Source organism: Azotobacter tropicalis (genome assembly GCF_059739045.1).
In genome coordinates this window covers 3,033,130-3,059,492 of record NZ_AP046059.1, presented here as the reverse complement: position 1 = coordinate 3,059,492, position 26,363 = coordinate 3,033,130, and the positions used below count along the sequence as shown (strand labels likewise).

Annotated in this window: 22 protein-coding genes and 1 pseudogene; 4 read left to right on the top strand and 19 right to left on the bottom strand. The window is 71.8% G+C overall.

Features of this window, described 5'->3' with window-relative positions:
- Positions 1-2: 2 nt before the first annotated feature.
- The 5 genes from Atro_RS14475 to Atro_RS14455 all read right to left on the bottom strand — a co-directional run bounded on the left by Atro_RS14475 (position 3) and on the right by Atro_RS14455 (position 11,719).
- Positions 3-6,476, bottom strand: a complete 6,474-nt coding sequence (locus tag Atro_RS14475) for an amino acid adenylation domain-containing protein (RefSeq protein ID WP_497923325.1) — start codon at positions 6,474-6,476, stop codon at positions 3-5.
- A 47-nt stretch (positions 6,477-6,523) separates the two neighbouring features.
- The gene (locus Atro_RS14470; RefSeq protein WP_497923323.1) at positions 6,524-9,031 is read right to left on the bottom strand and encodes an AMP-binding protein; all 2,508 of its coding nucleotides are present in this window, start codon (positions 9,029-9,031) and stop codon (positions 6,524-6,526) included.
- Between the two features lie 79 nt (positions 9,032-9,110).
- A complete protein-coding gene (locus Atro_RS14465) occupies positions 9,111-9,314 on the bottom strand; it encodes an MbtH family protein (protein ID WP_089169604.1) in 204 nt (67 codons plus the stop codon).
- Positions 9,315-9,461: 147 nt separating this feature from the next.
- Positions 9,462-11,144, bottom strand: coding sequence for a multidrug ABC transporter permease/ATP-binding protein (locus tag Atro_RS14460; RefSeq protein ID WP_497923321.1), 1,683 nt, complete (start codon positions 11,142-11,144; stop codon positions 9,462-9,464).
- 23 nt (positions 11,145-11,167) lie between these two features.
- Entirely contained in the window at positions 11,168-11,719 is a 552-nt protein-coding gene (locus Atro_RS14455; RefSeq protein ID WP_497923319.1) for a sigma-70 family RNA polymerase sigma factor, read from the bottom strand.
- Between the two features lie 198 nt (positions 11,720-11,917).
- On the opposite strand from Atro_RS14455, the gene Atro_RS14450 reads away from it, so the two are divergent.
- The 4 genes and pseudogenes from Atro_RS14450 (at position 11,918) to Atro_RS14435 (ending at position 14,876) form a co-directional block, all read left to right on the top strand.
- The gene (locus Atro_RS14450; protein WP_497923317.1) at positions 11,918-12,658 is read left to right on the top strand and encodes a sulfite exporter TauE/SafE family protein; all 741 of its coding nucleotides are present in this window, start codon (positions 11,918-11,920) and stop codon (positions 12,656-12,658) included.
- 120 nt (positions 12,659-12,778) lie between these two features.
- Positions 12,779-13,342, top strand: coding sequence for a HupE/UreJ family protein (locus Atro_RS14445; protein ID WP_497923316.1), 564 nt, complete (start codon positions 12,779-12,781; stop codon positions 13,340-13,342).
- Between the two features lie 305 nt (positions 13,343-13,647).
- A pseudogene (locus Atro_RS14440) lies at positions 13,648-14,045 on the top strand (hypothetical protein).
- Between the two features lie 435 nt (positions 14,046-14,480).
- Positions 14,481-14,876, top strand: a complete 396-nt coding sequence (locus Atro_RS14435) for a hypothetical protein (RefSeq protein WP_497923314.1) — start codon at positions 14,481-14,483, stop codon at positions 14,874-14,876.
- Positions 14,877-15,522: 646 nt separating this feature from the next.
- Here Atro_RS14435 and hypE read toward each other — a convergent pair.
- From hypE to cybH, 14 genes are all read right to left on the bottom strand, one after another.
- Positions 15,523-16,548: a hydrogenase expression/formation protein HypE gene (gene hypE / locus Atro_RS14430; RefSeq protein WP_497923313.1), complete on the bottom strand. Its 1,026-nt coding sequence runs from the start codon at positions 16,546-16,548 to the stop codon at positions 15,523-15,525.
- Positions 16,545-17,684, bottom strand: a complete 1,140-nt coding sequence (gene hypD / locus Atro_RS14425) for a hydrogenase formation protein HypD (RefSeq protein ID WP_497923312.1) — start codon at positions 17,682-17,684, stop codon at positions 16,545-16,547. The genes hypE and hypD overlap by 4 nt, the downstream gene beginning before the upstream one ends.
- Entirely contained in the window at positions 17,681-17,935 is a 255-nt protein-coding gene (locus tag Atro_RS14420) for a HypC/HybG/HupF family hydrogenase formation chaperone (RefSeq protein ID WP_090937317.1), read from the bottom strand. The genes hypD and Atro_RS14420 overlap by 4 nt, the downstream gene beginning before the upstream one ends.
- A complete protein-coding gene (hypF, locus tag Atro_RS14415) occupies positions 17,935-20,241 on the bottom strand; it encodes a carbamoyltransferase HypF (protein ID WP_497923309.1) in 2,307 nt (768 codons plus the stop codon). Before hypF ends, Atro_RS14420 begins: the two co-directional genes overlap by 1 nt.
- A gap of 20 nt (positions 20,242-20,261) precedes the next feature.
- Positions 20,262-21,179, bottom strand: coding sequence for a hydrogenase nickel incorporation protein HypB (hypB, locus tag Atro_RS14410; RefSeq protein WP_497923307.1), 918 nt, complete (start codon positions 21,177-21,179; stop codon positions 20,262-20,264).
- A 2-nt stretch (positions 21,180-21,181) separates the two neighbouring features.
- Positions 21,182-21,523 (bottom strand): hydrogenase maturation nickel metallochaperone HypA, encoded by a 342-nt coding sequence (gene hypA, locus Atro_RS14405; protein ID WP_349569164.1) that lies wholly within the window; start codon positions 21,521-21,523, stop codon positions 21,182-21,184.
- Entirely contained in the window at positions 21,516-22,562 is a 1,047-nt protein-coding gene (locus Atro_RS14400; protein WP_497923304.1) for a nickel-dependent hydrogenase large subunit, read from the bottom strand. The genes hypA and Atro_RS14400 overlap by 8 nt, the downstream gene beginning before the upstream one ends.
- Positions 22,559-23,014 carry a [NiFe]-hydrogenase assembly chaperone HybE gene (gene hybE / locus Atro_RS14395; RefSeq protein WP_497923303.1) on the bottom strand — a complete coding sequence of 152 codons (456 nt, stop codon included), beginning with the start codon at positions 23,012-23,014 and terminating at the stop codon, positions 22,559-22,561. The genes Atro_RS14400 and hybE overlap by 4 nt, the downstream gene beginning before the upstream one ends.
- Positions 23,015-23,020: 6 nt before the next feature.
- Positions 23,021-23,239 (bottom strand): rubredoxin, encoded by a 219-nt coding sequence (locus Atro_RS14390; RefSeq protein WP_497923301.1) that lies wholly within the window; start codon positions 23,237-23,239, stop codon positions 23,021-23,023.
- Positions 23,236-24,087 (bottom strand): hydrogenase expression/formation protein, encoded by an 852-nt coding sequence (locus Atro_RS14385; protein ID WP_497923300.1) that lies wholly within the window; start codon positions 24,085-24,087, stop codon positions 23,236-23,238. Before Atro_RS14385 ends, Atro_RS14390 begins: the two co-directional genes overlap by 4 nt.
- Positions 24,084-24,530: a hydrogenase gene (locus tag Atro_RS14380; RefSeq protein ID WP_497923298.1), complete on the bottom strand. Its 447-nt coding sequence runs from the start codon at positions 24,528-24,530 to the stop codon at positions 24,084-24,086. Before Atro_RS14380 ends, Atro_RS14385 begins: the two co-directional genes overlap by 4 nt.
- Positions 24,527-24,853 carry a HypC/HybG/HupF family hydrogenase formation chaperone gene (locus Atro_RS14375; RefSeq protein WP_497923296.1) on the bottom strand — a complete coding sequence of 109 codons (327 nt, stop codon included), beginning with the start codon at positions 24,851-24,853 and terminating at the stop codon, positions 24,527-24,529. The genes Atro_RS14380 and Atro_RS14375 overlap by 4 nt, the downstream gene beginning before the upstream one ends.
- A gap of 2 nt (positions 24,854-24,855) precedes the next feature.
- Entirely contained in the window at positions 24,856-25,485 is a 630-nt protein-coding gene (locus Atro_RS14370; protein WP_497923294.1) for a HyaD/HybD family hydrogenase maturation endopeptidase, read from the bottom strand.
- Positions 25,486-25,632: 147 nt separating this feature from the next.
- Positions 25,633-26,355, bottom strand: a complete 723-nt coding sequence (gene cybH, locus Atro_RS14365) for a Ni/Fe-hydrogenase, b-type cytochrome subunit (protein WP_497923293.1) — start codon at positions 26,353-26,355, stop codon at positions 25,633-25,635.
- Positions 26,356-26,363 lie beyond the last annotated feature (8 nt).

The following is a 26,363-nucleotide window of genomic DNA, read 5'->3' as shown; positions in this document are numbered from 1 at the left end:
GATCAGTTCGGTCGCCGGGACGAAGGGGCCGTAGTCGCGCTCGGTGCGGTTCCAGGCGGCGATGCGCGCCTCCTCCTCCGCGCCCAGCAGCGGCAGCCGGCCGATGGCCTGCTCCGGGTCGTCGCAGAGGCCTTCGAGAATGCGCAGGAAGTGCTGCACCAGGCGCTCGATGCGCGGCGTCTCGAACAGCTCGGCGGCGTAGCCGACGAAGCCGGACAGGCGGCCGTCGGGGTCTTCCTCGGTGTCCAGGCCCAGGTCGAACTGAGCCCGGCCGCGCCGGGGTCGAACGGCTCGACGCGCAGCCCCGGCAGGTCGTGCAGGGCGGAGAAGTCGACCGTCTGGTGGTTGAAGGCGACCTGGAACAGCGGGTGGTGGCCGAGGCTGCGCTGCGGCTGCAGCGCCTCGACCAGTTGGTCGAAGGGCAGCTCCTGGTGGGCCAGGGCCCCGCGGCTGGCCTGCTGCAGCTCGCCGAGCAGTTGGCGGAAGGGCTTGTCCGCGCTCGGCGCGCCGCGCAGCACCAGGGTGTTGACGAAGCAGCCGAGCACGCCTTCGGTTTCCGGCAGACTGCGCCCGGCCACCGGCACGCCGACGCGGATGTCCTCCTGGCCGCTGTAGCGGTGCAGCAGGGATTGCCAGGCGGCCAGCAGCACGGCGAACAGGGTGGCGTTCTCGCGCCGGGCCAGTTCGCGCAGGCGCGCGGTCAGCGCCTGCGGCACCTCGAAGCGCAGGCGCGCGCCGCGCAGAGCGCCGCGCGGCGGCCGCGGATGGTCGGCGGGCAGCTCCAGCAGCGGCTGGTGCTCGCCCAGCGCGGCGCGCCAGTAGTCCAGCTGGCGCGCGCCCTCGCCGCCGGCCAGCCAGTCGCGCTGCCACTGGGCGTAGTCGGCGTACTGCAGCGGCAGCGGAGCGAAGCGCGGCTCGCGGCCCGCGGCGAAGGCCGCGTAGGCGCGGCAGAACTCGTCGATGAAGCGCTGCAGCGACCAGCCGTCAGAAACGATATGGTGCTGCACCAGCAGCAGGCGGTGTTCGTTCTCGCCCAGGCGCAGCAGGACCACCCGCAAAAGCGGCTGGCGCGCCAGGTCGAAGGGCGTGTGCAGCAGCTGCGCGGTGACCGCCTGCACCGCCGCCTCGCGCTCGCCCGGCGCCAGTTCGGCCAGGTCGTGGTGGACGATGCCCAGCCCGGTCGGCGGCAGGACGAGCTGGCGCGGCTCGCCGTCGGCCTCGACGAAGCGCGTGCGCAGGCTCTCGTGGCGCGCCACCAGGAGGTCCAGGCCGGCCTGCAGGGCGGCGCGGTCGAGCCGGCCGTGCAGGTCGAGGCCGGCCGGCATGTGGTAGGCGGTGTTCTCCGGCTCCAGCCGGGCGAGGAACCATAGGCGGCGCTGGGCGTGGGACAGCAGCAGGGCGCCGCTGCGCGGCAGGCTGCGTAGCGCCGGCGCCGGCTGCTCTACCGGGGCGATGCGCGCGGCGCAGTCGGCCAGGCGCGGGGCCTCGAACAGGGCGGCGAGGCTCAGCGCCAGACCGTGCCCGCTGCGCAGGCGCGACACCACCTGCAGGGCGACGATGGAGTCGCCGCCCAGCTCGAAGAAGCGGTCCTGCCGCCCGACCCGTTCCAGGCCCAGCAGCTGCGCCCAGATCCCGGCGAGGATGCGCTCGGAGTCGGTCTGCGGCGCTTCGTAGTCGTCCCGCGCCTGCCACTGCGGCTCGGGCAAGGCGGCGCGGTCCAGCTTGCCCGCCGGGGTCAGCGGCAGGCGCTCCAGCAGCATCAGCTGCGCGGGGACCATGTAGTCCGGCAGCGCCTCGGCCAGTTGGCGGCGGATTTCGAGCGGATCGAGCGGGCCGCGCGGCACCAGGTAGCCGACCAGTTGCTTGCCGCTGGGGGTTTCTCTTGCAACGACGGCCGCCTCGGCCACCGACGGATCGGCCATCAGGCGGCTCTCGATCTCGCCCAGCTCGATGCGGAAACCACGGATCTTCACCTGCTGGTCGAGCCGCCCCAGGTAGTCCAGCGCGCCGTCGTCGCGCCAGCGCACCAGGTCGCCGGTGCGGTACATGCGCTCGCCGGGGGCACCGAACGGATCGGGCAGGAAGCGCTCGGCGGTCAGCTCGGGGCGCTGGTGATAACCCCGCGCCAGGCCCACCTCGCCGCCGATGTACAGCTCGCCGGCCACCCCGAGCGGCAGCGGGTTGAGCTCGGCATCCAAGACGTACAGCCGGCGCGGGCCGACCGGGGTGCCGATGGGGGCGTAGGCGGCGTCCAGGTCGGTATCCGGGAAGGCCTCCCAGATCAGCGGGGTCACCACCGTCTCGGTGGGGCCGTAGCCGTTGACGATGCGTTTCGGCTGCAGCACCCGCTGCAACCGCTCGTAGGTCTCGCGGGTGAAGGCCTCGCCGCCCAGGGTCCAGGAGCGTACCGGCAAGGTCAGTTGCTGGGACTCGATCCAGTCCAGCAGCTGGCCGACGTAGCTGGGCGGGAAGCAGGCGATGGTCACGCCCTCCTTTTGCAGCACCGCGCAGGTCTGTTCGGCGCTCCACAGCTCTTGGTCGCGAATCACCAGCCGGCTGCCGAAGGCCAGCGGCACCGCCCAGCGCTCGACCGCGCCGTCGAAGCTGATCGAGGCGAAGTGCAGCTCCACATCGTCCGGGGTCATGCCGTAGCGCTGGCCGATGGTCTGCACGTGCATGGACAGCCCCGCGTGGTTGACCGCCACGCCCTTGGGCCGGCCGGTGGAGCCGGAGGTGTAGATCAGGTAGGCGAGGTTCAGCGGGTGAATAGTCACCGCCAGCGGTTCGGCGCTGTAGTTGCCGGTATCGAGCAGGTCCAGGCAGAGCGCCTCGACGCCCTCGCCCAGCGGCAGCCGGCCGCGCAGGGCCGAGGTGGTGATCAGCCATTTCAGCCCGGAATCCTCGGCCATGTAGGCCAGGCGTTCGCGGGGATAGTCGGGATCGAGCGGCACGAAGGCGCCGCCGGCCTTGAGGATCGCCAGCAGGCCCTCGATCATCGCCGTGCCGCGCTCCAGACAGAGGCCGACCCGCGCCTCCGGGCCGACGCCGCAGGCGATCAGGTGGCGGGCCAGGCGGTTGGCGCGGGCCTCCAGCGCGGCGTAGCTCAGCCGTGTGTCGCCGTGGACCAGGGCGATGGCCTGCGGGCGCAGGCGGGCCTGCTCGGCGATCAGCTCGGGCAGCAGGCGGGCGGGGTCGTGAGGCTGGCGGCAGGCGTTCCAGGCCTCCAGTTGCGTGCGCTGCGCCGCGTCCAGCAGGTCGAGATCGGCCAGCCGGCGCGCCGGATCGCCGACCAGTTCGGCGAGGATCTGCCGCAGCAGGCCGGCCAGCCGCTCGATGGCCGGCGCGTCGAACTGCGCGCGGTCGTAGGCCAGCAGCAGCTCCAGGTCCTCGCCCGGCAGCACCGCCAGGGTCAGCGGGTAGTGGGTGGCCTCGTGGCTCTGCGGCGCGCCCAGGCGCAGCCCGTCGCGCTCGGCCTGGCGCAGGGCGTCGCCCAGCGGGTAGTTCTCGAACACCAGCAGGCTGTCGAACAGCGCCTCGCCGGCGCGTCCGGCCCAGCGCTGGATGTCGTAGAGCGGCGTGTGCTCGTGCTCGCGCAGCGCCAGGTTGTCGGCCTGCAGCGCCGCCAGCCAGGCGCCGAGCGGCTGAGCGGCGGGCAGCGCGACCGGCACCGGCAGGGTGTTGATGAACAGGCCGGGCAGCCGCTCGCTGCCGGCCAGCTCGGCCGGCCGGCCGGCCACGGTGGTGCCGAAGCAGACCCGCGACTTGCCGGTCAGGCGCCCGAGCAGCAGGGCCCAGGCGCCCTGGATCAGGGTGTTGAGGGTCAGGCCGTGGCGCTGGGCGAAACCGCGCAGCGCCGCCGCCTGCTCCGCCGCCAGCGGCAGCGGATGGCGCCCCGGCCCTTCGCCCGGCGTGCGGCAAGACAGACTGCCGGCGACCCGGCCGGGCTCGGCGAAGCCCTGCAGCCGGGCGCGCCAGAAGGCCTCGTCGGCCGCGCCGTCGCGCCGCCCCAGCCAGGCAATGTAGTCGCCGAACTGGCCAGAGGGCGGGGCCGGGCGCTCGCCGTGGTAGAGCGCCAGCAGCTCGCCGAGCAGCAGCGCGGTGCTCCAGCCGTCGAGCAGCAGGTGGTGCAGGGTCCAGACCAGCAGCCAGTCGCGCGCGCCACGGCGCAGCAGGGCCAGGCGCAGCAAGGGCGGGCGGGCGAGGTCGAAGCCGCGGGCGCGCTCGGCGGCACAGAAGGCCTGCAGCGCGGCGTCGAAGTCCGCCTCGGCGCGCCAGTCGAGCTCCTGCCAGGGCAGCCCGACGGCGCCGTGCACCGCCTGCAGCGGGGGTTCGCCGTCGAGGAAGGCGCTGCGCAGGATGGCGTGACGCGCCAGCAGCTCCTCCCAGACCCGGCGCAGACGCGCCGGATCGAGGCCGGAGAGCGGCAGGCACAGCTGGTTGACGTAGCTGGCGGCGCCGCCGAGCCGGCTGTGGAACAGCAGGCCCTGCTGCAGCGGCGACAGCGGGTAGAGGTCCTCGACGCCGTGCAGCGCATCGAGGCGCGGCTGGTCGAGCCCGGCCAGCGGCACGTCGCTGGGGGTCAGACCGGCGGGCGCGTGGGCGCAGTGGGCGCGGATCGCCCGCAGCTCGTCCTGCAGGCGCTGCAGCAGGCCTTCGAGGGTCGGGCGCTGCCACTGGCTGGGGCTGAAGTCGAGGCGCAGGCGCAGGGCGCCGCCGCGCAACTCGGCGTCGATGCACAGGGGCGCGTCGAGCGGCGCGTCGGCCTCGCGCCAGAGGCCGGCGTCGAGCAGGCGCAGCGGCCCGCGGCTGTCGTCCTCGAACTGGCCCAGGTAGTTGAACAGCACCTGCGGGACGACGCCGTCCAGCTCGCCGCGCCGGCGCAGCAGGCCGTAGGCCAGGCCGCCGTCGCGCACCGCGCGCAGCTGCTCCTTGATCGCCTTGAGACTGCCCGGCAGATCGGCGGCCGGCTGCAGGCGCAGCGGGTAGAGGCTGGTGAACCAGCCGACCGTGCGGCTGAGGTCGAGATCGTCGAACAGCGGCGCGCGGCCGTGGCTTTCCAGGTGCAGGCAGACGCAGCACTGCTCGCTCCAGGCGCAGAGCACCCGGCTCAGCGCGGTGAGCAGCACCTCGTCGGCGCGCAGCCGGTAAGCCTGCTGGGCGGCCTGCAGCAGCTCGCGGCTGAACTCGGCCGGCAGGCTCAGTTCGAGACGCTGGCGCTGGCCCTCGCGGGCCGACTCGCGGCACAGCAGGGGCAGCTGCGCGCAGGCGCGCTCCTGGGTCTGCCAGAAGGCGCACTGCGCCTGCGCCGGGCCGGCGGCCCAGTCCTGCAGGCGCTCGGCCCAGGCCTTGAAGGAGCTGGTCCGCGCCGGCAGCGCGACGCGCTGCCCCGCCGCCAGCTGCCGGTAGGCGGCCAGCAGGTCCTCCAGGAGGATTCGCCAGGACACCCCGTCCACCGCCAGGTGGTGGATGGCCAGCAGCAGACGGTCGGTACAGCCGGTCTGGCTCAGCCAGCAGGCGCGCAGCAACGGCCCGGCCTGCGGGTCCAGGCTGCGCTGGGCCTCGGCGCCGAGCGCGGCGAGCTCGTCCTCGCCGGCCACCTCGCAGAGCCAGAGCAGCTCATGGCGCTCGTTTACATCCCCGTACCACTGGCGCCAGACGCCGTCTTCCGCGGCGAAACGCAGGCGCAGCGCGTCGTGGTGCGCCACCAGCGCCTGCAGGGCCTGCTCGAGGAGGATCGGCTCGAGGTCCTCGGCCAGCTCGACCAGCAGGTACTGGTTGCACGGCGCCGTGCCCTGGCGTTCGAGCAGGCGCGCCTGGATCGGCAGCAGCGGCACGGCGCCCTCGGCCGGGCCCTGCTCGATGCGCGGCGCGGCCAGCGGCCGGGCCACCGCGGCCAGCGCCGCCAGGCTCTGCTGCTGGAACAGATCGCGCGGCGTCAGCGCCAGCCCCTGCTGACGCGCGCGGCCGACCACCTGCAGGGCGACGATGGAGTCGCCGCCCAGCTCGAAAAAGCGGGCGTTGCGACCGACCCGCGGCAGGCCCAAGAGCTGCGCCCAGATCCCGGCGAGGATGCGCTCGGAGTCGGTCTGTGGCGCTTCGTAGTCGTCCCGCGCCTGCCACTGCGGCTCGGGCAGCGCGGCGCGGTCCAGCTTGCCCGCCGGGGTTAGCGGCAGGCGCTCCAGCAGCATCAGCTGCGCCGGCACCATGTAGTCCGGCAGCACTTCAGCCAGTTGGCGGCGGAGCTGTTGCGGATCGAGCGGGCCGCGCGGTACCAGGTAACCGACCAGTTGCTTGCCGCTGGGGGTTTCTCTTGCAACGACGGCCGCCTCGGCCACCGATTCATGGGCCAACAGACGGCTCTCGATCTCGCCCAGCTCGATGCGGAAGCCGCGGATCTTCACCTGCTGGTCGAGCCGTCCCAGGTAGTCCAGCGCGCCGTCGTCGCGCCAGCGCACCAGGTCGCCGGTGCGGTACATGCGCTCGCCCGGGGCGCCGAACGGGTCGGGCAGGAAGCGCTCGGCGGTCAGCTCGGGGCGCTGGTGATACCCCGCGCCAGGCCGATCTCGCCGCCGATGTACAGCTCGCCAGCCACCCCGAGCGGCAGCGGGTTGAGCTCGCCGTCGAGCACGTACAACCGGCGCGGACCGACCGGGGTGCCGATGGGGGCGTAGGCCGCCTCCAGCGCCGTGCCGGGGAAGGCCTCCCAGATCAGCGGAGTGACCACCGTCTCGGTGGGGCCGTAGCCGTTGACGATGCGTTGGGGGCGCAGGACCCGCTGCAACCGCTCGTAGGTCTCGCGGGTGAAGGCCTCGCCGCCGAGGGTCCAGGAGCGTACCGGCAAGGTCAGTTGCTGGGACTCGATCCAGTCGAGCAGCTGACCGACGTAGCTGGGCGGGAAGCAGGCGATGGTCACGCCCTCCTTCTGCAGCACTTCGCAGGTCTGTTCGGCACTCCACAGCTCTTGGTCGCGGATCACCAGCCGGCTGCCGAAGGCCAGCGGCACCGCCCAGCGCTCCAGGGCGCCATCGAAGCTGATCGAGGCGAAGTGCAGCTCCACATCGTCCGGGGTCATGCCGTAGCGCTGGCCGATGGTCTGCACGTGCATGGACAGCCCCGCGTGGTTGACCGCCACGCCCTTGGGCCGGCCGGTGGAGCCGGAGGTGTAGATCAGGTAGGCGAGGTTCAGCGGATGGATAGTCACGGCCGGCGGCGTGACGGCATGGACACCCAGATCCAGTGCATCGAGGCAGAACGTTTCCACCTCCGCACTCAGCGGCAGCCGCCCGCGCAGCGCGGAAGTCGTCAGCAGCCAGCGCAGCCCGGAATCCTCGGCCATATAGGCCAGCCGCTCGCGGGGATAGTCCGGGTCGAGCGGCACGAAGGCGCCGCCGGCCTTGAGGATCGCCAGCAGGCCCTCGATCATCGCCGTGCCGCGCTCCAGACAGAGGCCGACCCGCGCCTCCGGGCCGACGCCGCAGGCGATCAGGTGGCGGGCCAGGCGGTTGGCGCGGGCCTCCAGCGCGGCGTAGGTCATGCGCGTCGCGCCGTGGACCAGGGCGATGGCGTCCGGGCGCCGGCGGGCCTGTTCGGCGATCAGCTCGGGCAGCAGGCGGGCCGGGTCGTGGGGCTGGCGGCAGGCGTTCCAGGCCTCCAGCTGCGCCCGGTCCTGCTCGTCGAGCAGGTCGAGATCGGCCAGCCGGCGCTCGGGGTCGGCGACGCACTGTTCGAGCAGGCCGACGAAGCCGGCGACCAGCCGCTCGACGCTCGCCGCCTCGAACAGCTCCTCGGCCCAGGCGACGGTGATGCTCAGCCCGCCGTCGGCGTCGCGCACCGCGTCCAGCGCCAGGTCGAAGGGGATCTCGCGGGTCGGTAGCCGCTCGAACGTCGTGTCCAGGCCGGGCAGCCAGTCGGCCGGCAAGGGTTCGTCGTGGCGGTAGTTGAAGGCGATCTGGAACAGCGGCTGCTGGCCGAGGCGGCGCTCCGGCTGCAGCGCCTCGACCAGCCGCTCCAGCGGCAGCGTCCGGTGCGCCTGGGCGCGGCGCAGCCGCGCGCGCACCTCGCCGAGCCACTGGCGCACGCTGAGCCGCCCCTGCGGACGGCCGGCCAGCACGAGGGTGTTGACGTGGAAACCGAGCAGCGCCTCGTTGTCGCGCGTGCGGTTGGCCACCGGCACGCCGACGCGCACCTCGGGCTGGCCGGACAGGCGCGCCAGCTGCAGCTGGAGAACGGCGAGCAGCAGGTTGAAGGGGGTCGCCCGGCAGGCGCCGGCCAGCGCCTGCAGCCGCGCGGCCAGCGGCGCGGGCAGGCGCAGTTCGCGGAAACGCGCCCGGCAGGCCGCCCGCGACGGACGCGGACGGTCCGGAGCGAGCGTCTGGGCCGGCACCTCGCCGGCTAGCTCGGTGCGCCAGAAGTCCAGCTCGCGCCGGCACTCGTCGCCCGCCAGCCAGTCGCGCTGCGCCCGGACGCAGGCGGCGTAGGCCACGTCCAGGGCGGCACCGTCCGCCTGCGGCGCCTTTTCAGCGCGGAACAGGCGATAGCCCTCGGCCAGTTCCGCCATCAGCCAGCGCAGCGACCAGGCATCGAAGACCAGGTGGTGCATCACCATCACCAGCGCATGGCGCTGCGCGCCGAGCCGGTAGAGCTGGCAGCGCACCAGCGGGCCGCGGGCCAGGTCGAAGGGCCGCGCGACGAAGTCGCCGGCCTGACACTGGAGTTCCGCGTCGTCGGCACCGTCCAGTTCGATGCGCTCCAGCGGCATGGGCACGACCTCGCCCGGGCGCTGCTCGGCGACGCCGCCCCGTTCGCGCAGCCGGGTGCGCAGGATGGCGTGGCGCGCCAGCAGGCGGTCGAGGCTGTAGCACAGGGCCTCGGCGTCCAGCGGCCCGGAAAAGCGCCAGAGGCCGGCGAGGTGGTAGGCGTCGCTGTCCGGCTCCAGGCGGCTGAAGAACCACAGCCGCTGCTGGGCCGGGCCGAGCGGTTGCCAGCCCGTCTCGGCCGGCGGCAGGGGGGAAAGCGGGGAATGGGCGGTCATGTCGGCACCTCGGGGGCGGAACGGCCCGGCCGCCGGGCGGCGACCGGGATGGCGGCGCAAGCGGACGGCGGCGCCGGTTTCACTCGGCCATGGCCTCGCGCAGGCTGCGCGGACGCATGTCGGACCAGATCCCGGAGATGTGCGCCAGGCAGGTCTGGCGGTCGCCGCTGATGCCGACCTCCTGCCAGCCGGCCGGCACCGGCTTGTATTCCGGCCAGATCGAGTACTGCTGCTCGGCGTTGACCACCACATGGAACTGGGTATCGGCTTGGTCGAAACTCATGGCTTGGCTCCTGGTTCGGTCGGGCGGCAGGGTGCCGCATCACTGGTTACAGACGGATAAAGACGAGAATAATTTTCATTAACTTGAAAATCGGACGTATGACCGCCCTGCCCGGCCGTAGCCGGGGGACGCGCGCGGAGAACACGGCTAGTCGGCGGCCAGCGCCCGCGCCGGCCCGCCGATGGCCTGCAGGGCGTCGGCGCTGGCGCGCGCGCGCTGCTCGCCGGTCAGCTCGACGAGCCGCCCGCCGTCCATCTTCAGCAGGCGGTCGGCCTGGTCGAAGTAGTGGTCGTCGTGGGTGATCGCCAGCACCGTCTTGCCCTGCGCCTTCAACTGCGGCAGCAGCTCGCGGTAGAACAGCCGGCGGAACAGCGGGTCCTGGTCCGCCGCCCACTCGTCGAGCACCAGGATGTCGCGCTCCTCGAGCATCGCCAGCAGCAGCGCCAGGCGCTTGCGCTGGCCCTGGGAGTAGCGGGTGTCGAGCAACCGGCCGCCGGCGTGACGGACCTTGTGCGCCAGGTGCAGGCGCTCGAGCCAGCGGTCGGGCTCGCCCTCTGCGGCCTCGCCGCCGTCCGGGCCGAGCAGCCGGGCGAACAGGTGGAAGTCGGTGAACACGCTGGAGAACAGCCGCCGGTAGGCCGGCCACTCGGCCTCGTCCAGGGGACGGCCGTCGAGCAGGATCTGCCCGGCCACCGGCCGGTAGAGGCCGGCCAGCAGGCGCGCCAGGGTCGACTTGCCGCTGCCGTTGCCGCCGACCAGGAACAGCAGTTCGCCGCGCGCGATGCGCAGGTCCAGCGGGCCGACGTCGAAGCCGCCCTCGTCGCCCTCGCCGGGATAGCGGTAGACCACGCTGCGCAGCTCCAGGGATTGCCAGGCCGGCGCCGGCGCCGGCGCCTCGAAATCGCGGCGCAGCGGCGCCAGCTCCAGCGCCTCCAGCGCCTCCAGGGCGACCCGCGCGGCGAGCAGGCTGGGCAGCGAGCCCACCGCGGCGATCATGGGCGCGCGCAGGAACAGCACGGTGAGGGCGAAGGTCGCCGCCGTCGCGGCGCCGGCCCAGCCCAGACCGCCGGCGCAGTAGAACACCAGGCCGATGCTGCCGAGCACCATGATGTTCGCCCAGTTGCCGGCCAGGCCGTTGTAGATGTCGGCGCGGGTCACGTGGTGGCGGTAGGCCTCGGCGTCGGCGTCGAACTCCTCCTCGTACAGGCGGCGGGCGCGTTCGCGGTTCAGGGCCAGCTCCTTGCGCCCGTCGATCAGCGCCTGGTAGTCGCGGTAGAGGCGGTCCTCGGCCTCGCGCAGCAGGCGGATGTGCCGGTTGACCCGGCCGACGCAGAGCCAGCCGACCGCCAGGGTGAGGCCCATCCAGGCCAGGGTCACGGCGAACAGCGGCGCCGACAGCCAAGCCAGGTAGGCGAAGGCGGCCAGGCTCAGCACCAGGCCGTAGACCAGCTCCGGCAGGTGCACGAAGGCGATGGTGAGGTTGCGGATGTCGCTCGACAGGCTGGCAAGGATGCGCGCTCCGCCGAGCTGCTCCAGGCGCTGGATGTCGGTGTCCAGCAGGCGCTTCACCAGGTCGCGGCGCAGGCGGTAGACGAAGCGGTGGCCGAGGCGGTGCAGCGCCACCTGGGCGCCCGCCGCGACCAGCAGCAGCAGCGCCAGCAGGGCGCCGAACTGGAGCAGGGCGAGGCCCGGCCGCTCGCTGGCGGCGATCAGCCGCAGGTTGATGAAGGCCAGGGTGCCGATGCTGAGCAGCACGCTGGCTAGGCTCAGCAGCATGACGCCGGCCAGGGCGCGGGGGTTGTCGCGGAACAGCAGGCGAAGCAGTTTCATGGGATCGTCCTGTGCGGGGCGGTTCAGTCGTCGGGTTGCAGGCGGTCGCGGCAGTGACCCAGGGCATCGCGGATCAGGAAATGCACGGCGGTCGGCGAGGCGCCCAGATGGGCGGCCACCTCGCGCTGGCTGTAGCCTTCCAGCTGGGTCATGGCGAAGGCCGTGCGGGCGCGCTCGGGCAGCTCGTCGAGAGCCTCGAGCAGGGCGCTCCACTCGCACTGGCCGAGGGTCGCCCGCTCCGGCGAGGGCGTCGCCGCGACCTGCTCGCCGAGCGCCGCCTCGTCGACGTGATAGCGGTTTTCGAGGATCAGCCGGCGCAGACGGTCGATGGCCTGGTTGCGCACCACCCGGAACAAGTAGCGGACCGGGCACTGGATGTCCTGCGCGGCGCGGCTCTCCCAGAGCTTGAGGAAGGCTTCCTGGACCACGTCCTCGGCCAGCGAGCGGCAGCCCAGCACCTTGAAGGCGACCTCCACCAGCAGGCGCCACTGGCGGGCATAGATGATTTCCAGCTCCGTTTCCAGCGCATCCGCGGCGACCTTCACGCCGAGCGAACACGAAGTGCAACCCTTCATCGATGGCTTCCCTGTCCCGAGTCAAGCCACGAATCTAAATGATAAATATTATCAGTACAACATAAAAAGCAGACAAAACCGCGTCCTTGACGCTTCGGCTACTCCGCTACCGCTCCGCTATTGCCCTGTCCTGGCGAAACGGGTACAGCTAGGCGCCCGCACCATGTCCGAGCCCCCGATCAGGAGCGCTGCACGCCCATGCTGTCCACGGAACTTCTTCTCGCCGCCATCCCGGCGGTGCTGCTGACCGGCCTGTCCAAGGGCGGCTTCGGCGGCGCCTTTGGCGGCATCGCGGTACCGCTGCTGGCGCTCGCCGTGCCACCCACCCAGGCCGCGGCGATCATGCTGCCGATCCTCTGCACCGCCGATCTGGTCGGCCTGCGCGCCTACTACGGCAAGTGGGACGCGGCGAACCTGAAGATCATGCTGCCCGGCGCGCTGCTCGGCGTGCTGCTCGGTTCGCTGACCTTCGGCATGCTCGACGAGCGGGTCATCGCCCTGCTGATCGGCGGCATCGCCGTGGCCTTCGTGCTGCTCAACCTGCTGCGCCCGCCGGCCAGCACGGCCGGGCTGCCGCCGGCGCGCGGCAAGGGCACCGCGCTCTCCGCGCTGGCCGGCTTCACCAGCTTCGTCGCCCACGCCGGCGGCCCGCCGGTGATGATGCACCTGCTGCCGCAGCAGTTGGACAAGGTGCGCTACGTCGCCACCATCAACGTGTTCTTCCTGCTGACCAACGCGGTCAAGCTGCTGCCCTATGCGCTGCTCGGCCAGTTCTCCGGCGACAACCTGCTGACCAGCCTCGCCCTCGCCCCCCTGGTCCCGTTCGGCGTGTGGGCCGGCCTCTGGCTGCAGGAGCGGGTCAACCACCTGTGGTTCTACCGCATCGCCCGGGCCGGCCTGCTGCTCGCCGGCCTCCAGCTGATCGTGCAGAACCTCTGAGCGGGCAGGCGCGCCGGACGCTGCAACGGGCGGCTGTTTTGCCTTAAGCTGCGCAGCTAGCCGCTTCGCATAGCGCTTTGCGAACCATCGCGCCCCGGACTTGCCCCCAGGAACTCCGACATGAACACACGCCACGTTCTCCCCCTGCTTGCCCTGACCCTGCTGCCCGCCGCCGCCTTCGCCCATCCCGGGCATGGCGAGAGCGGCCTGACCGCCGGTCTGCTGCACCCCTTCGGCGGCCTCGACCACCTGCTGGCGATGCTGGCCATCGGCATCTGGGCCGCGCTGCAGCCGCGCGCCCTGAAGCTCGCCGTGCCGGCCGCCTTCCTCGCCGCGCTGCTCGGCGGCTTCGTCCTGGCCGTGGCCGGCGTCGGCCTGCCGCAGGTGGAGACCGGCATCGCCCTCTCCGTGCTGCTGCTCGGCCTGCTGATCGCCTCCGCCGCGCGCCTGCCGGCACCGCTAGCGCTGGGCCTGACCGCCGTCTTCGCCCTGTTCCACGGCCATGCCCACGGCCTGGAAGCCAGCGGCGGCCTGACCGCCTTCGCCGCCGGCTTCCTCGCCGCCAGCCTGAGCCTGCACCTGGGCGGCGGTCTGCTCGCCGCCGCCGTGCAGCAGCGCCTGCCCTTGCTGGCCCGTGGCGCCGGCGCGGCCATCGCCGCCAGCGGTGCGCTGATGATGATCTGAGCGCCTTCGGCGACAGAACGCTTGCGGACCGGGCCTCGTGCCCGGTCTTTTTTTGCGCGGCCCGGGCCGGCGAATCGCCCCGGAAGCACAAATCCATACCCCCTGTACTGACCTGGATCAATAAAAGCCCCATTTTCTGCAGGAATTGCGACAAAGCTTCTGTCATCATCGCGACACTTTGTCACAATCGTTGTCCAGTTCGAGTCCTAAGCCATTGATTAACAGCGAACAAACTGCTTGGCATAGTTCCTGTATAAGGAAAAGCGAAGCCCACTGAAACGCTCCTCGGAGGAACCGCCATGAACATGCAAGCGTTCGGCATCCTGACCCTGACCTTCAGCCTGCTGGCTCTGAGCGACGTACAGGCCGACGAAATCATCGGCGAGACCGAGGACCAGACGACCGGCCAGTCCGCCGGCGGCATGACCGGCATGATGGTCGGCGCCATCGGCGGGCCGATCGGCGCCCTGATCGGCGCCGGCGTCGGCGCGCTGGTCGGCAGCTCCGGCCAGGAGGCCGCCGGGGCCAGCGAACGCGCCTATCAGGTCCGCACCGACAGCGGCAAGGTGAAGACGGTGCGCTCCCCCACCGCCGTTTCGCACTCGGCGACCAGGTCGAGATCCGCGGCAACCGCCCCTATCCCAGGTCAGCCGGCAAGTCCGCCGCCCTGGCGGCCAACGGCGGCACGCGCACCCTGCGCTGAGCGCGCTCGCCGCCACGGGCGGCATCCCTGCGGGCGCTCCGCACGGCCCTGGCGCCCTGCCCAGGCGCCAGGCGGGCCGGCAGCGTACCGCCGCCCACCTCTCCGCTCAGCCGACGCGCGCCGTCGGCGACAAGGTCGAAACCCGCGTCTACGACGTCGCCGCCTTGGCCGACGACCGCACCTACGACAGCGCCTGCAGCTACCGCGATGGAACGACGCCAAACGAACGCCAGCCCTCTCCCGCCGGCTCTTGCACCACAGTGCCGAGAAGATCAACCCACTCGAAGCACAAAAAAGTGTTTCTTTTCTTGACCCACATCAATCGTAAGGTTAATTTGGCTTCAACGGAGACGGAGGCCCTGCCAAAAGCCGCGCCTCAGGTCCCGATCGACGATTTGACCCGGATCGCTGGAATGTTTCCTCGGAGGAACTGCCATGAAAAAGCTCGGCACCCTGGCCCTGACCCTCACCCTGTTGGCCGCCGGTAGCGTGAACGCCGCCGAAGTTCTCGAGGAAACCAAGGATCAAACCACCGGCAAATCGGTCGGCGGCATGAACGGCATGATGATCGGCGCCATCGGTGGCCCGATCGGCATGCTGATCGGTGCCGGCATCGGCGCCCTGTTCGGCGGCGAGGCCCAGGAGGCCGCCGGCCTCAGCGACCGCGCCTACAAGATCCGCACCGCCGACGGCAAGGAAAAGATCGTGCGCTCCCCGGCCGAAGAGTTCGCCGTCGGCGACAAGGTCGAAACCCGCGGTAACCGCGCGTTCAGCGATGTCGCCTTGGCTGACGACCGCCTCTACGACAGCGCACTCAGCTACCGCGAGTAAGTTATTCCACACCAAAAGCCCGGCTCTTCAGCCGGGCTTTTGCTTTCTGGGGTCAGTTGGATTGGCGTCTTGGCACCGGCCCTATGTGCGTTTCGGCTACAAGCAGGCGCCGGCCCGCTCTCCATCGTTATGACGAAGTGCTTTCCGCTGCCCGACCGGCAGGTTTCGCCTCGCACGGCGCTGCGCTTCGTTGCGGGCTCCCTCGCTCCGGCCCTGTTCCGGGGAGTTGGCAGACAGTCGAGAGAAAAGCTGGCGGGCCCCGCTTCGGCTTTGACGCCCAGGCCATCAGGCAGCGCCGAACGCCCCTTTCAGGAGGCCGAGCGAAGTCGTCGCGCAAGGGGTCGAGCGGCAGGGATGCCGCGACGACTGCATGGACGCAGGAGGTAGAGCGATGCAGGATGCCAAAGCCGAGAGCTGCGAGGGCCATGGATGGCCCTTCGCAGGGGGCCGCCTAGGTCGGGCCCCTGGAGTGACGACGGAGGGAGGGAGCCCCGCCGCAGGCAGGGCCGGATGACAGGGGCAAGCGTTTTTGCTTACTTTTGTCGCGACTGACAAAAGTAAGTCGCCGTGCAGGGCGAAACCTGTGGGTCGTGCCGAGGAAAGTGCACCGGTTTCACACCAAAAGGTCGTGCAAACGTCCACCTTGTCAGCAAATCCTCGGCAACTGCTCCCCGTTCAACCAGTCCACCATCCGACTCCCGCCGAACAGCGTCTCCATCTGCACGAAGCAGCGCTCGTCGGCCACCACGGTGCCGATGATCGCCGCCTCGCGCCCCTGCGGATGCTCGCGCATGACCTCCAGCAGGCGCTCGGCCCGTTCGGCCGGGCAGATGGCGATCAGCTTGCCTTCGTTGGCCACGTACAAGGGGTCGAGGCCGAGGAATTCGCAGGCGGCGCGCACCGGCTCGCGCAGCGGGATGGCCCGCTCGAGGAGCTGCATGCCGACGCCCGACTGGCGGGCCAGTTCGTTGAGGGTGTTACCCAGGCCGCCGCGGGTCGGGTCGCGCAGGCAGCGGATCTCCGGCACCGCCTCGACCATGGCGGCGACCAGGCCGTGCAGGGCCTGGGAGTCGGAGCCGATGTCGGCCTCGAAGCCGAGCCCCTCGCGCAGGGAGAGGATGGTCACGCCATGGTCGCCGATGCTGCCGGAGAGCAGGATGCGGTCGCCCGGCCGTGCCCGGTCGCCGGAAAGATGCAGACCGTCCGGCACCACGCCGACCCCGGTGGTGGTGATGAACACCCCGTCGCCCTTGCCGCGCTCGACCACCTTGGTGTCGCCGGTGACCACCGGCACGCCGGCCTCGCGGGCGGCGGCGGCCATCGACTCGACGATGCGCGCCAGGTCGGCCAGCGGGAAGCCCTCCTCGAGGATGAAGCCGGCGGCCAGGTAGCAGGGCCGGGCGCCGGCCATGGCCACGTCGTTGATGGTGCCGTGCACGGCGAGGCTGCCGATGTCGCCGCCCGGGAAGAACAGCGGCGAGATCACGTGGCTGTCGGTGGCCATCACCACCCGGCCGGGCGGCAGCTCGAACTGCGCCTGGTCGTTGCGCTGGTCCAGCCATTGGTTGCGCAGGGCGCGGGCGAACAGTTCCTCGATCAACTGGCCCATGGCGCGACCGCCGCTGCCGTGGACCATCTCCACGCTGCCGTTCTGCAGATCGAGCCGACTCATCGGGCCACCTCCACGGCGCCCTGGCGCTGGCGACCGTAGGCGTACCAGGCGGCGCAGGCGCCCTCGGAGGAGACCATGCAGGAGCCCAGCGGGTTGTCCGGGGTGCAGGGATTGCCGAACAGCCGGCAGTCGCGCGGGCTCTTCGCCCCGCGGAGGATCGCCGGGCATTCGCAGGCCTTGTTCTCCAGGCCGCTGCGCGGTTCGAGGGCGAAGCGCCGCTCGGCGTCGAATTCGGCGAAAGCCTCGCGGATCTGCAGGGCGCTGTGCGGCACGGCACCCAGGCCGCGCCATTCGAAACTCTCGCGCACCTCGAAGACCCGCGCGGTCAGCGCCTTGGCCTTGCGGTTGCCTTCGGCGGTGACCGCACGGGTGAACTGGTTTTCCACCTCGGCGCGCCCCGCGTTGAGCTGGCGCACCAGCATCAAGAGCGCCTGCAGCAGGTCCAGCGGTTCGAAGCCGGCGATCACCAGCGGCGTGCCGTACTGCGCGGGGAAGGGCGCGTAGGCGTCGCTGCCGATCACCGTGCTGACGTGGGCCGGGCCGATGAAGCCGTCCAGTTGCAGCGTGCCGGCGAGCGCTTCCGGGGTGGCGAGGATGGCGTGCATCGCCGCCGGGGTCAGCACGTGGTTGCAGAACACCGAGAAGTTCTTCAGGCCGAGTTTCTGCGCCTGCTCGATCACCAGCGCGGTGGGCGGCGTGGTGGTCTCGAAGCCGATGGCGAAGAACACCACCTCCTTGTCCGGGTTGTCCCGGGCCAGCGTCAGCGCCTCGACCGGCGAGTAGAGCATGCGCACCGCGGCGCCTTCGGCGCGCGCCTTGAGCAGGCTGATGCGCCCGGACGCCGGCACGCGCAGCATGTCGCCGTAGGTGCAGAGGATCACTTCCGGGCGGCGCGCCAGCTCGATGGCCATGTCCAGCCGGCCGATCGGCATCACGCAGACCGGGCAGCCGGGGCCGTGGATCAGCCGCACGTTGGCCGGCAGCAGGTCGGGGATGCCATAGCGGAAGATCGCGTGGGTGTGCCCGCCGCAGAACTCCATCAGCCGGTACGCGCGCGCCGGATCGGCCTCGGCGGCGATGCGCGCGGCGAGCTGGCGCGCGGTGGCGCCGTCGCGGAATTCGTCGACGTACTTCATGGCGCCTCTCCCTGCGCGGCCTGCTCGGCCTCGGCCAGTTGGCCCAGCTCGGCGAGCAGCGCCAAGGTGCGCTGCGCCTCGGTCTCGTCGAGCTTCTGCAGAGCGAAGCCGACGTGCAGGATCACGTAGTCGCCGACCTTGAGGTCGTCGAGCAGGGCGACGTTGATGGTCTTGCGCAGGCCGCCGATGCAGGCGACCGCGCTCTGTTCATCGAGCAGCTCCTCGATGCGGACCGGAATGGCCAGGCACATCACGCTTGTCCTCGTATCGATGGGGTATCCGGTGCCAGGAGCACCGCCCAGGCCTGGCCGAGGGCCAGACCGCCGTCGTTGAGCGGCACCTGCCGTGCCAGCAGTGGCTCCAGGCCGGCGGCGCACAGGCGCGCGCAGAGCCCGTCGCGCAGCCAGGTGTTCAGGAGGCAGCCGCCGCCCAGGGCGATCCGGCGCAGGCCGGTGGTCTCGGCGGCGCGCGCCGCCCAGGCGGCCAGGGCCTCGATCAGCACGCCGTGGAACAGCTCGGTGCCGGCTCGCGGGTCGTGCAGGTCCGCCAGCTCCGCGAGCAGCGGCGAGAGATCTAGGCGGTTGTCGGCGTCGATCCGCCAGAGTGCGGGCACCGCCTCCGGCAGGCCGACCACCCGCGACTCCAGGCGCAGCGCCGCTTCGGCCTCGTAGCGCTGGCGCCCGCCCAGGCCCAGGAGGCCCGCGGCGGCATCGAACAGCCGGCCGGCGCTGCTACTCGGCGGGCAATTGAAGCCGCGTTCGAGCATCCGCGCAATGGCCGCGCTGCCCGGCTCGGCGGCGAAGCGCGCGGCGATCTCGGCGCCGCGGTCCAGCGCATAGAGGGCGCCGGCGGCCATGCGCCAGGGCTCGCGCGCTGCCTGGTCGCCGCCGGGCAGCGGCAGCGGACTCAGCTCGCCGAGCCAGGCGCAGCCGTCCGCCGTCACCCGCAGCAGCTCGCCGCCGCGCAGCCGGCCGTCGGCGCCGAGGCCGAAGCCGTCCAGCGCCAGACCGAGCACCGGCTCGGCGAGCCCGTGCTCGGCCGTCACCGCAGCGATGTGGGCGTGATGGTGCTGAACGGGGTGCAGCGGCAGGCCATAGCGTTCGGCGTAATCGCGGGCGAAGCGGCTGGCGAAGAAATCCGGGTGCAGGTCGCAGGCGATGCGCTCGGGACGGATGCCGAGCAACTCGCCGAACTGCACCACCGTGCGCTCCAGGGCGCGGCAGGCGTCGGCGCTGTGCAGGTCGCCGATGTGCGGCGACAGCCAGGCGCGGTCGCCCTCGGTCAGGCAGATGGCGTTCTTCAGCTGGCCGCCCAGGGCCAGCACCGAGGGGCCGGAGCGGGCCAGGCGGATTTCCTGGGGCGCCAGGCCGCGGCCGCTGCGGATCACCACCGGCGCGCGGCCCAGGGCATTGACCACCGAGTCGTCGCAACGGTTGAGGATCTCGCGGTCGTGCAGCAGCCAGAGGTCGGCGATCCCGGCCAACTTGTCCTTCGCCTCGGCATTGCCGGTGATCAGCGGCTCGCCGCTCAGGTTGGCGCTGGTCATCACCAGCACCAGATCCTGGGGCGCGGCGGTCCAGGCCGTGCCGGCCGGCCGCCCGGCGGCCTCGTGAAAGAGCAGCCAGTGCAGCGGACTGTGCGGCAGCATCGCGCCGAGCCAGGCGAGATCCGGCGCCACGTCGGCGGCGAGCAGGCCATCGGCGGCGGGCCGCTTGCGCAGCAGTACCACCGGCGCGGCCGGGCCGCTCAGCTCGTCCAGGCCGCCCGCATTCAGCTCGACCAGCGCCTCCAGCGAGGCCGGGTTGGCGGCCATCAGCGCGAAGGGCTTGGCCGGGCGGCGCTTGCGCCGGCGCAGTTCGGCCACCGCCTCGGCGTTGCGCGCATCGCAGGCCAGGTGGAAGCCGCCGACGCCGCGCAGGGCGAGGATCTCGCCGCGGCGCAGGGCGGCCAGCGCCAGGGCGACGGGATCGCCGGGCAGGCGCTCGCCGGCGGCGTCCTCGCACCAGAGTCTCGGGCCGCAGGCCGGGCAGGCGATCGGCTGGGCGTGGAAGCGCCGGTCGGCCGGATCCTGGTACTCGCGCCGGCAGTCCGGGCAGAGTGCGAAGCCGGCCAGGCTGGTCTGGGCACGGTCGTAGGGCAAGCCGCGGATCAGGCTGTAGCGCGGGCCGCAGTGGGTGCAGTTGATGAACGGATGGCGCCAGCGGCGGCTTTGCGGATCGAAGAGTTCTTCCAGGCAGGCCGGGCAGACCGCGGCATCCGGCGGCGGCGCCAGTGCCCCGCCCGCCTCGTCATGGCTGGCCACGATGGCGAAGCCGGAAAAGCGCGCCCCGCCGGGCAGCGCCGTGCGTTCGAAGGCATCGAGCCGTGCCAGCGGCGGCAGCTCGGCGGGCAGACGGCGCTCGAATTCGGCGAGCGCTTGCGGCGAGCCCTGCAGGTCGATGCGCACACCCTCGCCGGTGTTGCACACCTCGCCGGCCAGGCCGAGGGCAGTGGCCAGACGGTGCATGCCGGGACGCATGCCGACCCCCTGCACCCGGCCGCGCAGCAGCAGGCGCACGCCCGCTTCCGCCGGCTGATTCAGAGCAGCGCCTCCAGAGCCTGCGCCTGGGCCCTGAGGGCGTCGATCCGGGCGCGCAGGCGGGCGCCGCGCTGGCGCTCGATCCACGCCAGCCAGTCGTCCATGCCCTCGCCGCTGCGCGCCGAGACGCGGATCACCTCGATGTCCGGGTTGACCCGCCGGGCGTAGGCGATGCAGGCCTCGACGTCGAAGTCCAGGTGCGGCAGCAGGTCGGTCTTGTTCAGCAGCATGAGGTCGGCGGCGTGGAACATGTCCGGGTACTTGAGCGGCTTGTCCTCGCCCTCGGTGACCGAGAGGATCGCCACCTTGTGCGCCTCGCCCAGGTCGAAGGCCGCCGGGCAGACCAGGTTGCCGACGTTCTCGATGAACAGCAGGCCGCCTTCCAGACCCTCCAGTTGCTCGAAGGCGCGGCCGACCATGTGCGCGTCCAGATGGCAGCCCTTGCCGGTGTTGACCTGCACCGCCGGCACGCCGGTGGCGCGGATGCGCGCGGCGTCGTGGTCGGTCTGCTGGTCGCCCTCGATCACCGCCAGCGGCCGGCGCCGGCCGAGCCGCTCGATGGTCTTGGTGAGCAGGGTGGTCTTGCCCGAGCCGGGGCTGGACACCAGGTTGAGGACGAACAGCGACAGAGCGTCGAAGCGCGCGCGATTCTCGGCAGCGTAGCGGTCGTTCTTGCCGAGGATGTCCTGCTCGATCTGCACCATGCGGCGCTGGCTGAGGCCCGGCGCATGGGCGCGGGCCGGACCCTGGCCGAAGTGCAGGTTCAGGCCCTCGACCACCAGCGGCGCGACCTCGGCCGGCGCCGAGCGGCGCACGAAGGCGTGGTCATGATGGTGATGACCGTGGTCATGGCCGTGATGATGGTGCTGGCCCTCGATCCGGGTTTCGCCCTCGGCGCAGCCGCAAACGGTACACATGCTTACTCTACCTCCAGTTCCTTGACCCGCAGTTCGTCGCCCTGGGTGACCTGCAATCGGTGACTGCCGCACTGCGGGCAGGCGTCGTAGCGCTGGCGGATCGCCACGCTGGCGTTGCAGCCGAGGCACCAGGCGCGCCCCGGCAGCTCGACGATCTCCAGGCGTGCGCCCTCGGCCAGGCTTCCGCGGGTCACCGCCTCGAAGCAGAAGCGCAGCGACTCGACCTCGACCGCGGCCAGCGGGCCGATCTCCAGCCACACCGCCTTGACCCGCGCGAAGCGCTGCGCCGCAGCTTGTTCTTCGAGGAGCTGGACGATGCCCTCGGCGATCGACATCTCATGCATGGACGATCTTCACCTCGAACGCGACGCAGGGATCGACCGCGAGAATCAGCTCACGCAGCAGCGCTCCCGCGTCTTCCTCGGCCACCCGCACGCCGCACAGCCGACGGCGTAGCGGGCCGTCGGCATGGAAATTCCAGTCGGTCGGCGCCAGCAGTTGCCAGGCGCCGACCATCCCGTTGTCCAGGCAGACCCGGTGCAGCAGAGCGCCGCGGGCGGTCTGCACCAGGCCGACGCCCTCCCCCGCCGCCAACCCGGCCACGGCCGGCGGCAGCGGCGGCTGTTGCAGCGAGTCTACCGCCTGCGCCGTGCGCCGCAGCAGCGCGCCGACGTGTTGCTCGATCTGCGCGGCCGCCGTCGCCTGCATCCCGGCGCTGGCGGCCGGGCCGGTGATCCGCGGCGCACCGGCGATCTCGGCGCGGGCATCGCCGGCACGCAGTTGTGCCAGCAGCGCCGGCAGATCCGCCGGAGCGAAGCGTTCCGCCAGCGCTCCGCCGAGCGCGACCGCTTGCCAGGGCTTCAGACGCGGCCCCAGCCAGTCGGCCGGTGCCGGCAATTGCAGAGCCGCCCAGGCGGCGGCCAGCGCAGCCAGGCCCGCCTCCAGCTGCGGATCGGCCGGCAGCGGCGCGGCGTGCAAGGCGCTCAGCGGCTGCAGGCGGCCGGCGGCCTGCCGGCACAGGGCGAGCAGCGCCTTGAGCCGCTCCAGGGGCAGCGGCAGATCCCAGACCTGCACCAAGCGCAGCAGGGACTCGCGGATCAGCTCCAGCTCGGCGAGCCGGCTGCGGCCCGCCTCCACCTCGGGCATCGCCGGCCAGCCGGCGGCCTGCTCCAGCGCCCGCAGCGCCGCTACCTGCTGGGCCGCGGCGCACAGGCTGAACAGCAGCGGCAGGCGCGTCAGGGCCGTCTCCGCGCTCCGCCCGACGAGCAGGCGGGAAAGCTGCGCCAGCGGGCGCTGCAACCGGGTTTCGACGGCTTGGATGACACCATCCTGCAGCCGCACCTTCACGAGGAGGCGCCCAGCCAGGGTTTCCAGGGCACTCACGGCGCACCGCCCAGGGCGCGACGAAACAGGGCGCGACGGCTCAGCGCAGCAGCATGCGGCGCTTCCGGCTCGGGCTCGGCGAAGACCAGCCGCAGCACCTCCTCGGCCATCGCCCGCGCCTCGGCCTGACCGGGGAAGTCCTGCATCGGCGAGCACAGCGAAGCGCTGGCATAGCGGCCGAGGCGCTCGTCCTCGTGCAGGGTGCATTCGTAGTCGCCGGAGGGCAGCGCCAGCAGCACGCGCTCGCCCTTGGCCGGCAGCTCGGCATCGGCCGGCGGCTGCCAGAACAGGTTCATGCACCAGGGGGTGATCAGCACGCCGAGCGCGCCGACGCCCTCGACCGCGCGCCAGCCGAGCAGCTCTACGGCGAGCGCCGGGTTGTACACCGGCAGCTCGGCCATGCGCGTACCGACCGCCCGGTAGTAGGCTTCGATGGCTTCGCGGCTGGGCATGGGCCTTCAGTCGTCCACGACCATGAACTGCTCGCGGTCGCCGTCGCACTGCGGGCAGCGCCAGTGCGCCGGCAGCGCGGCGAAGGGCGTGCCCGCCGGGATCTGCCAGACCGGGTCGCCCTCGGCGGGGTCGTAGCGCTGCCAGCAGATCTTGCATTCGAGCACGGCATCGTCGGCCAGGCGCGCGGCGTCGCCCAGGTAGCTGCCCTCGAAGCGCGCGCTCACTCCAGCGCCTCGCGGATCTCGCGCAGCCGTTCGGCCGAGTCGTCGAGGTCCTCCTGGGCGGCGCAGGCCACCTGCGGCATGGCGGTCACCTCCAGGGTGTCGAGGATCAGCCGGTCGGTGCTGTTGAAGTACTGCACGCGCCAGATGCCGGGGGTCGCGGTGGCGGCGATGCGGCAGTTGCCGTAGCCGCGCGACAGCACGGTCACCGGGCCCTCGCCGAGCTGCTCGGCGAGGAAGCGCTGATCCTCGGCGGAGAACGGCAGCAGCGACAGGTTGATCACGTGCGGCGTGGCCAGCTGGCGCTCGGCGTGCCGCTTCGCCGCGTCGAGCAGCTCCACCAGCACCGGACCGGCGTTGAGCAGGTCGTCCGGCAGGGCGCCGAGGCGCGGCCAGCGGGCCTCGGCGAAGGCCCGCCGGCGCACCAGCGCGGGGATGTCGGCGACCTCCAGCCACTGGCCGACGACCTCGCCCAAGCCGACCTGCAGCTGCACCCACCAGACCCCGGCCAGCACGGTTTCCTGGATGCGCACCGGGCGCTGGCCGCCGACCTGGATCGCCACCTCGCCCTCGCCGAGGATCTGCTGGAGCAACTTCAGGTCGGCCTTGGGCTGGCGGTCGAGGCCGATCACCCGGCTCTGCTCGCCGATCCGGTAGGCGCCCAGCGCCTCCTGCAGCCGCTCCAGCAGCGCCAGGGCGATGGGGTGCGCGCCCAGTTGGCCGGGCTCCGGCAGCGCAGGACGCTCGAAGGTATGCATCTCGCGCGGCATCGGCAGGTAGTCGAGCCGGTCCTTTTCGCCATGCGAGCCGGGGCCGAAGCCGGGTGGGAGAAGGGGCAGATCGCCGGTCATGGTTCGCTAATCTCCATTTGGCTACAGGAAGGTGCGCCGCCATCCAGCGACAGCACGGGAATGCGTGGCAGGTCCTCGGGTTCGCCGGCGAGGATCGCCGGGATGCGCTCGAGGTATTCGCCCCAGTTCAGCACCCGCGACAGGCTGCCCAGGTAGCGCCCCTCCTTGAGGAACACCAGGCTCGGCCAGACGGAAAAGCCGTAGCGCCCCTGCAGGCCGGCTTCGTCCGCACCGGCGATCAGCGCGGGAGCGAGCTGCGGAAAGGCCTTGACCAGTTCCGGCAGGATCACCGCGACGTCGAGCGCCTCGGGAAAGCGCTTGGGGTCGCCGGCGAAGAACAGCACGGAGAACGGCTGGGCCTGCACCTGGCGGTCGAGACCGGCGGCGTCCAGCAGGGGGTAGCCGAGCGTCGCGGTCAGACGCTCGATCAGGGGGTGACTCATGGGCTATTCGGCTCCTTGGGGGGCAGTTGCGCCTGCAGGTGGGGCGGCAGTTGCGGCTCACGGTCGAGGTCGGCGAACAGGCCGTCGAGGGCGGCCAGATCGCCCGCCTGCACGGCCTGCAGCGCGCGCAGGGCCTCGCGGATCTGCGCGGCGCGCTCGGCGTCGAGGGCTTCGCGGGCGGCATCGAGGAACACCAGCAGCCAGTCGCCGGGCGCCGGCGGCTCGATCAGCCGCGTGTCGATCCAGCGCGCGCCGCGCTCGTCGCCGCACAGGGCGCGGCCCGGCGCGCACTCCAGCACCTGCAGGGGAATGCCGATGCACATGCTCAGTCGTCCTCCCGGCCCGGCTGGGCGATGAAGCGGATGTCGCCGTGACGGTAGGCCAGCTCCTCGGCCGGACGCTCGGCCTCGTAGCGGCCCAGGGCCAGCTGCGCCGGGGCCAACTGCTCGGCGTCACCGTCGCGCGGCGCGGCGAGCACCCCGCGCTCGGCGAGGAAGGCCAGGGCGACCTGCAGCGCCGGCTCCAGCTGGGCGCGCACCGGCTCGCGCAGGCTGCCGCCGAAGTCCTCCAGCTCCTCGGGCTGCACGCCGATCAGCAGCAGCTCGCGCGGATAGGCGCCGGTGAACGCGGCCAGCGCCAGCACGTCCTGGAAGCCGGTCTGGTGCAGGCTCATGCGCTTGGCGCCCATGAACTTGGGCACCTCGTCGTCGCGCACGATCTTCAGGGTGCCGGGCGCCAGGCCGTAGTCGACGGCGTCGAAGACGATCAGGCAGTCGGCCTGCTGGACGTGCTGCACCAGGTAGATGCCCTGGGTGCCGCCGTCCATCAGCCGCACGCCGTCGGGGAAACGGTAGCGCTCGTTGAGCAGCTCGACGCAGCGCACGCCGAAGCCTTCGTCCGCCCAGAGCAGATTGCCGATGCCGAGAATGAGGATGTTGGGGCTGGAGCCTGTCATGGATCGTTTACCACCGGGCGTTGCGGCCCGGACCGTGGGTCAACTCGCACGTCCCTGATGGCGAAAACCCGGGGCGACCAGCGACCCGGGTGGTGAAAAACGGTGCGGCGCAGACTGCCCGCGCCCTCTGGCGGTGCGCCAGGGCGGTCAGTCCGGCCGGTCGTCCTTGAACATCCGCCAGCCGCCGACCATGGTGGAGATCAGCGACTGCCGGGACACGATGTCCTCGCGCACGGCCAGGTAGACATGCACCATGACGAAGACAATCAGGTACCACATGCCAAGATGATGCCAGGTGTGCACGTCCTGGCTCTGGCCGAACAGCGGGATCACCCAGCCGAACAGCCGGTCGGCCCAGCTGCCCTGCCCCAGGCCCTCTGCATAGAGGGCGAAGCCGGTGACGCTCATGAAGATCGCACCGACCACGAAGAAGCAGAACATCGCCAGCTGGCCCAGCGGGTTGTGGCCGATGTACTTCTTCGGCACCTTCTCGAGGAACAGGTACCAGCGGATCTCGTGCCACAGCTCGCCCCACCAGGCCTTGCGGTGCACCGGCACGAGGAACAGCTCGCGGGCGTGGTGGTTGCCGACGAAGGCCCAGTAGACCCGGCCGACGAAGCCGATCGCCAGCACGTAGCCGGCGGCGAAGTGGGCGAAGCGGATGTAGCCCATCAGGTAGTTGTCGATCGCCTCGCCGGGCATCGCCGGCAACGGCGCGCCGATGAAGTAGCCGGTCACGCCGAGCACGACGATCGACAGCGCCGTGACCCAGTGCCACAGGCGCAGCGGCGCCTCGTAGACGTACACCGCGGTCTGCTTGCGGACCTTCTCCTGGCCGTCGCCGCTTTCCAGGGATTTTTCCAGTGCCATCGCGCAAT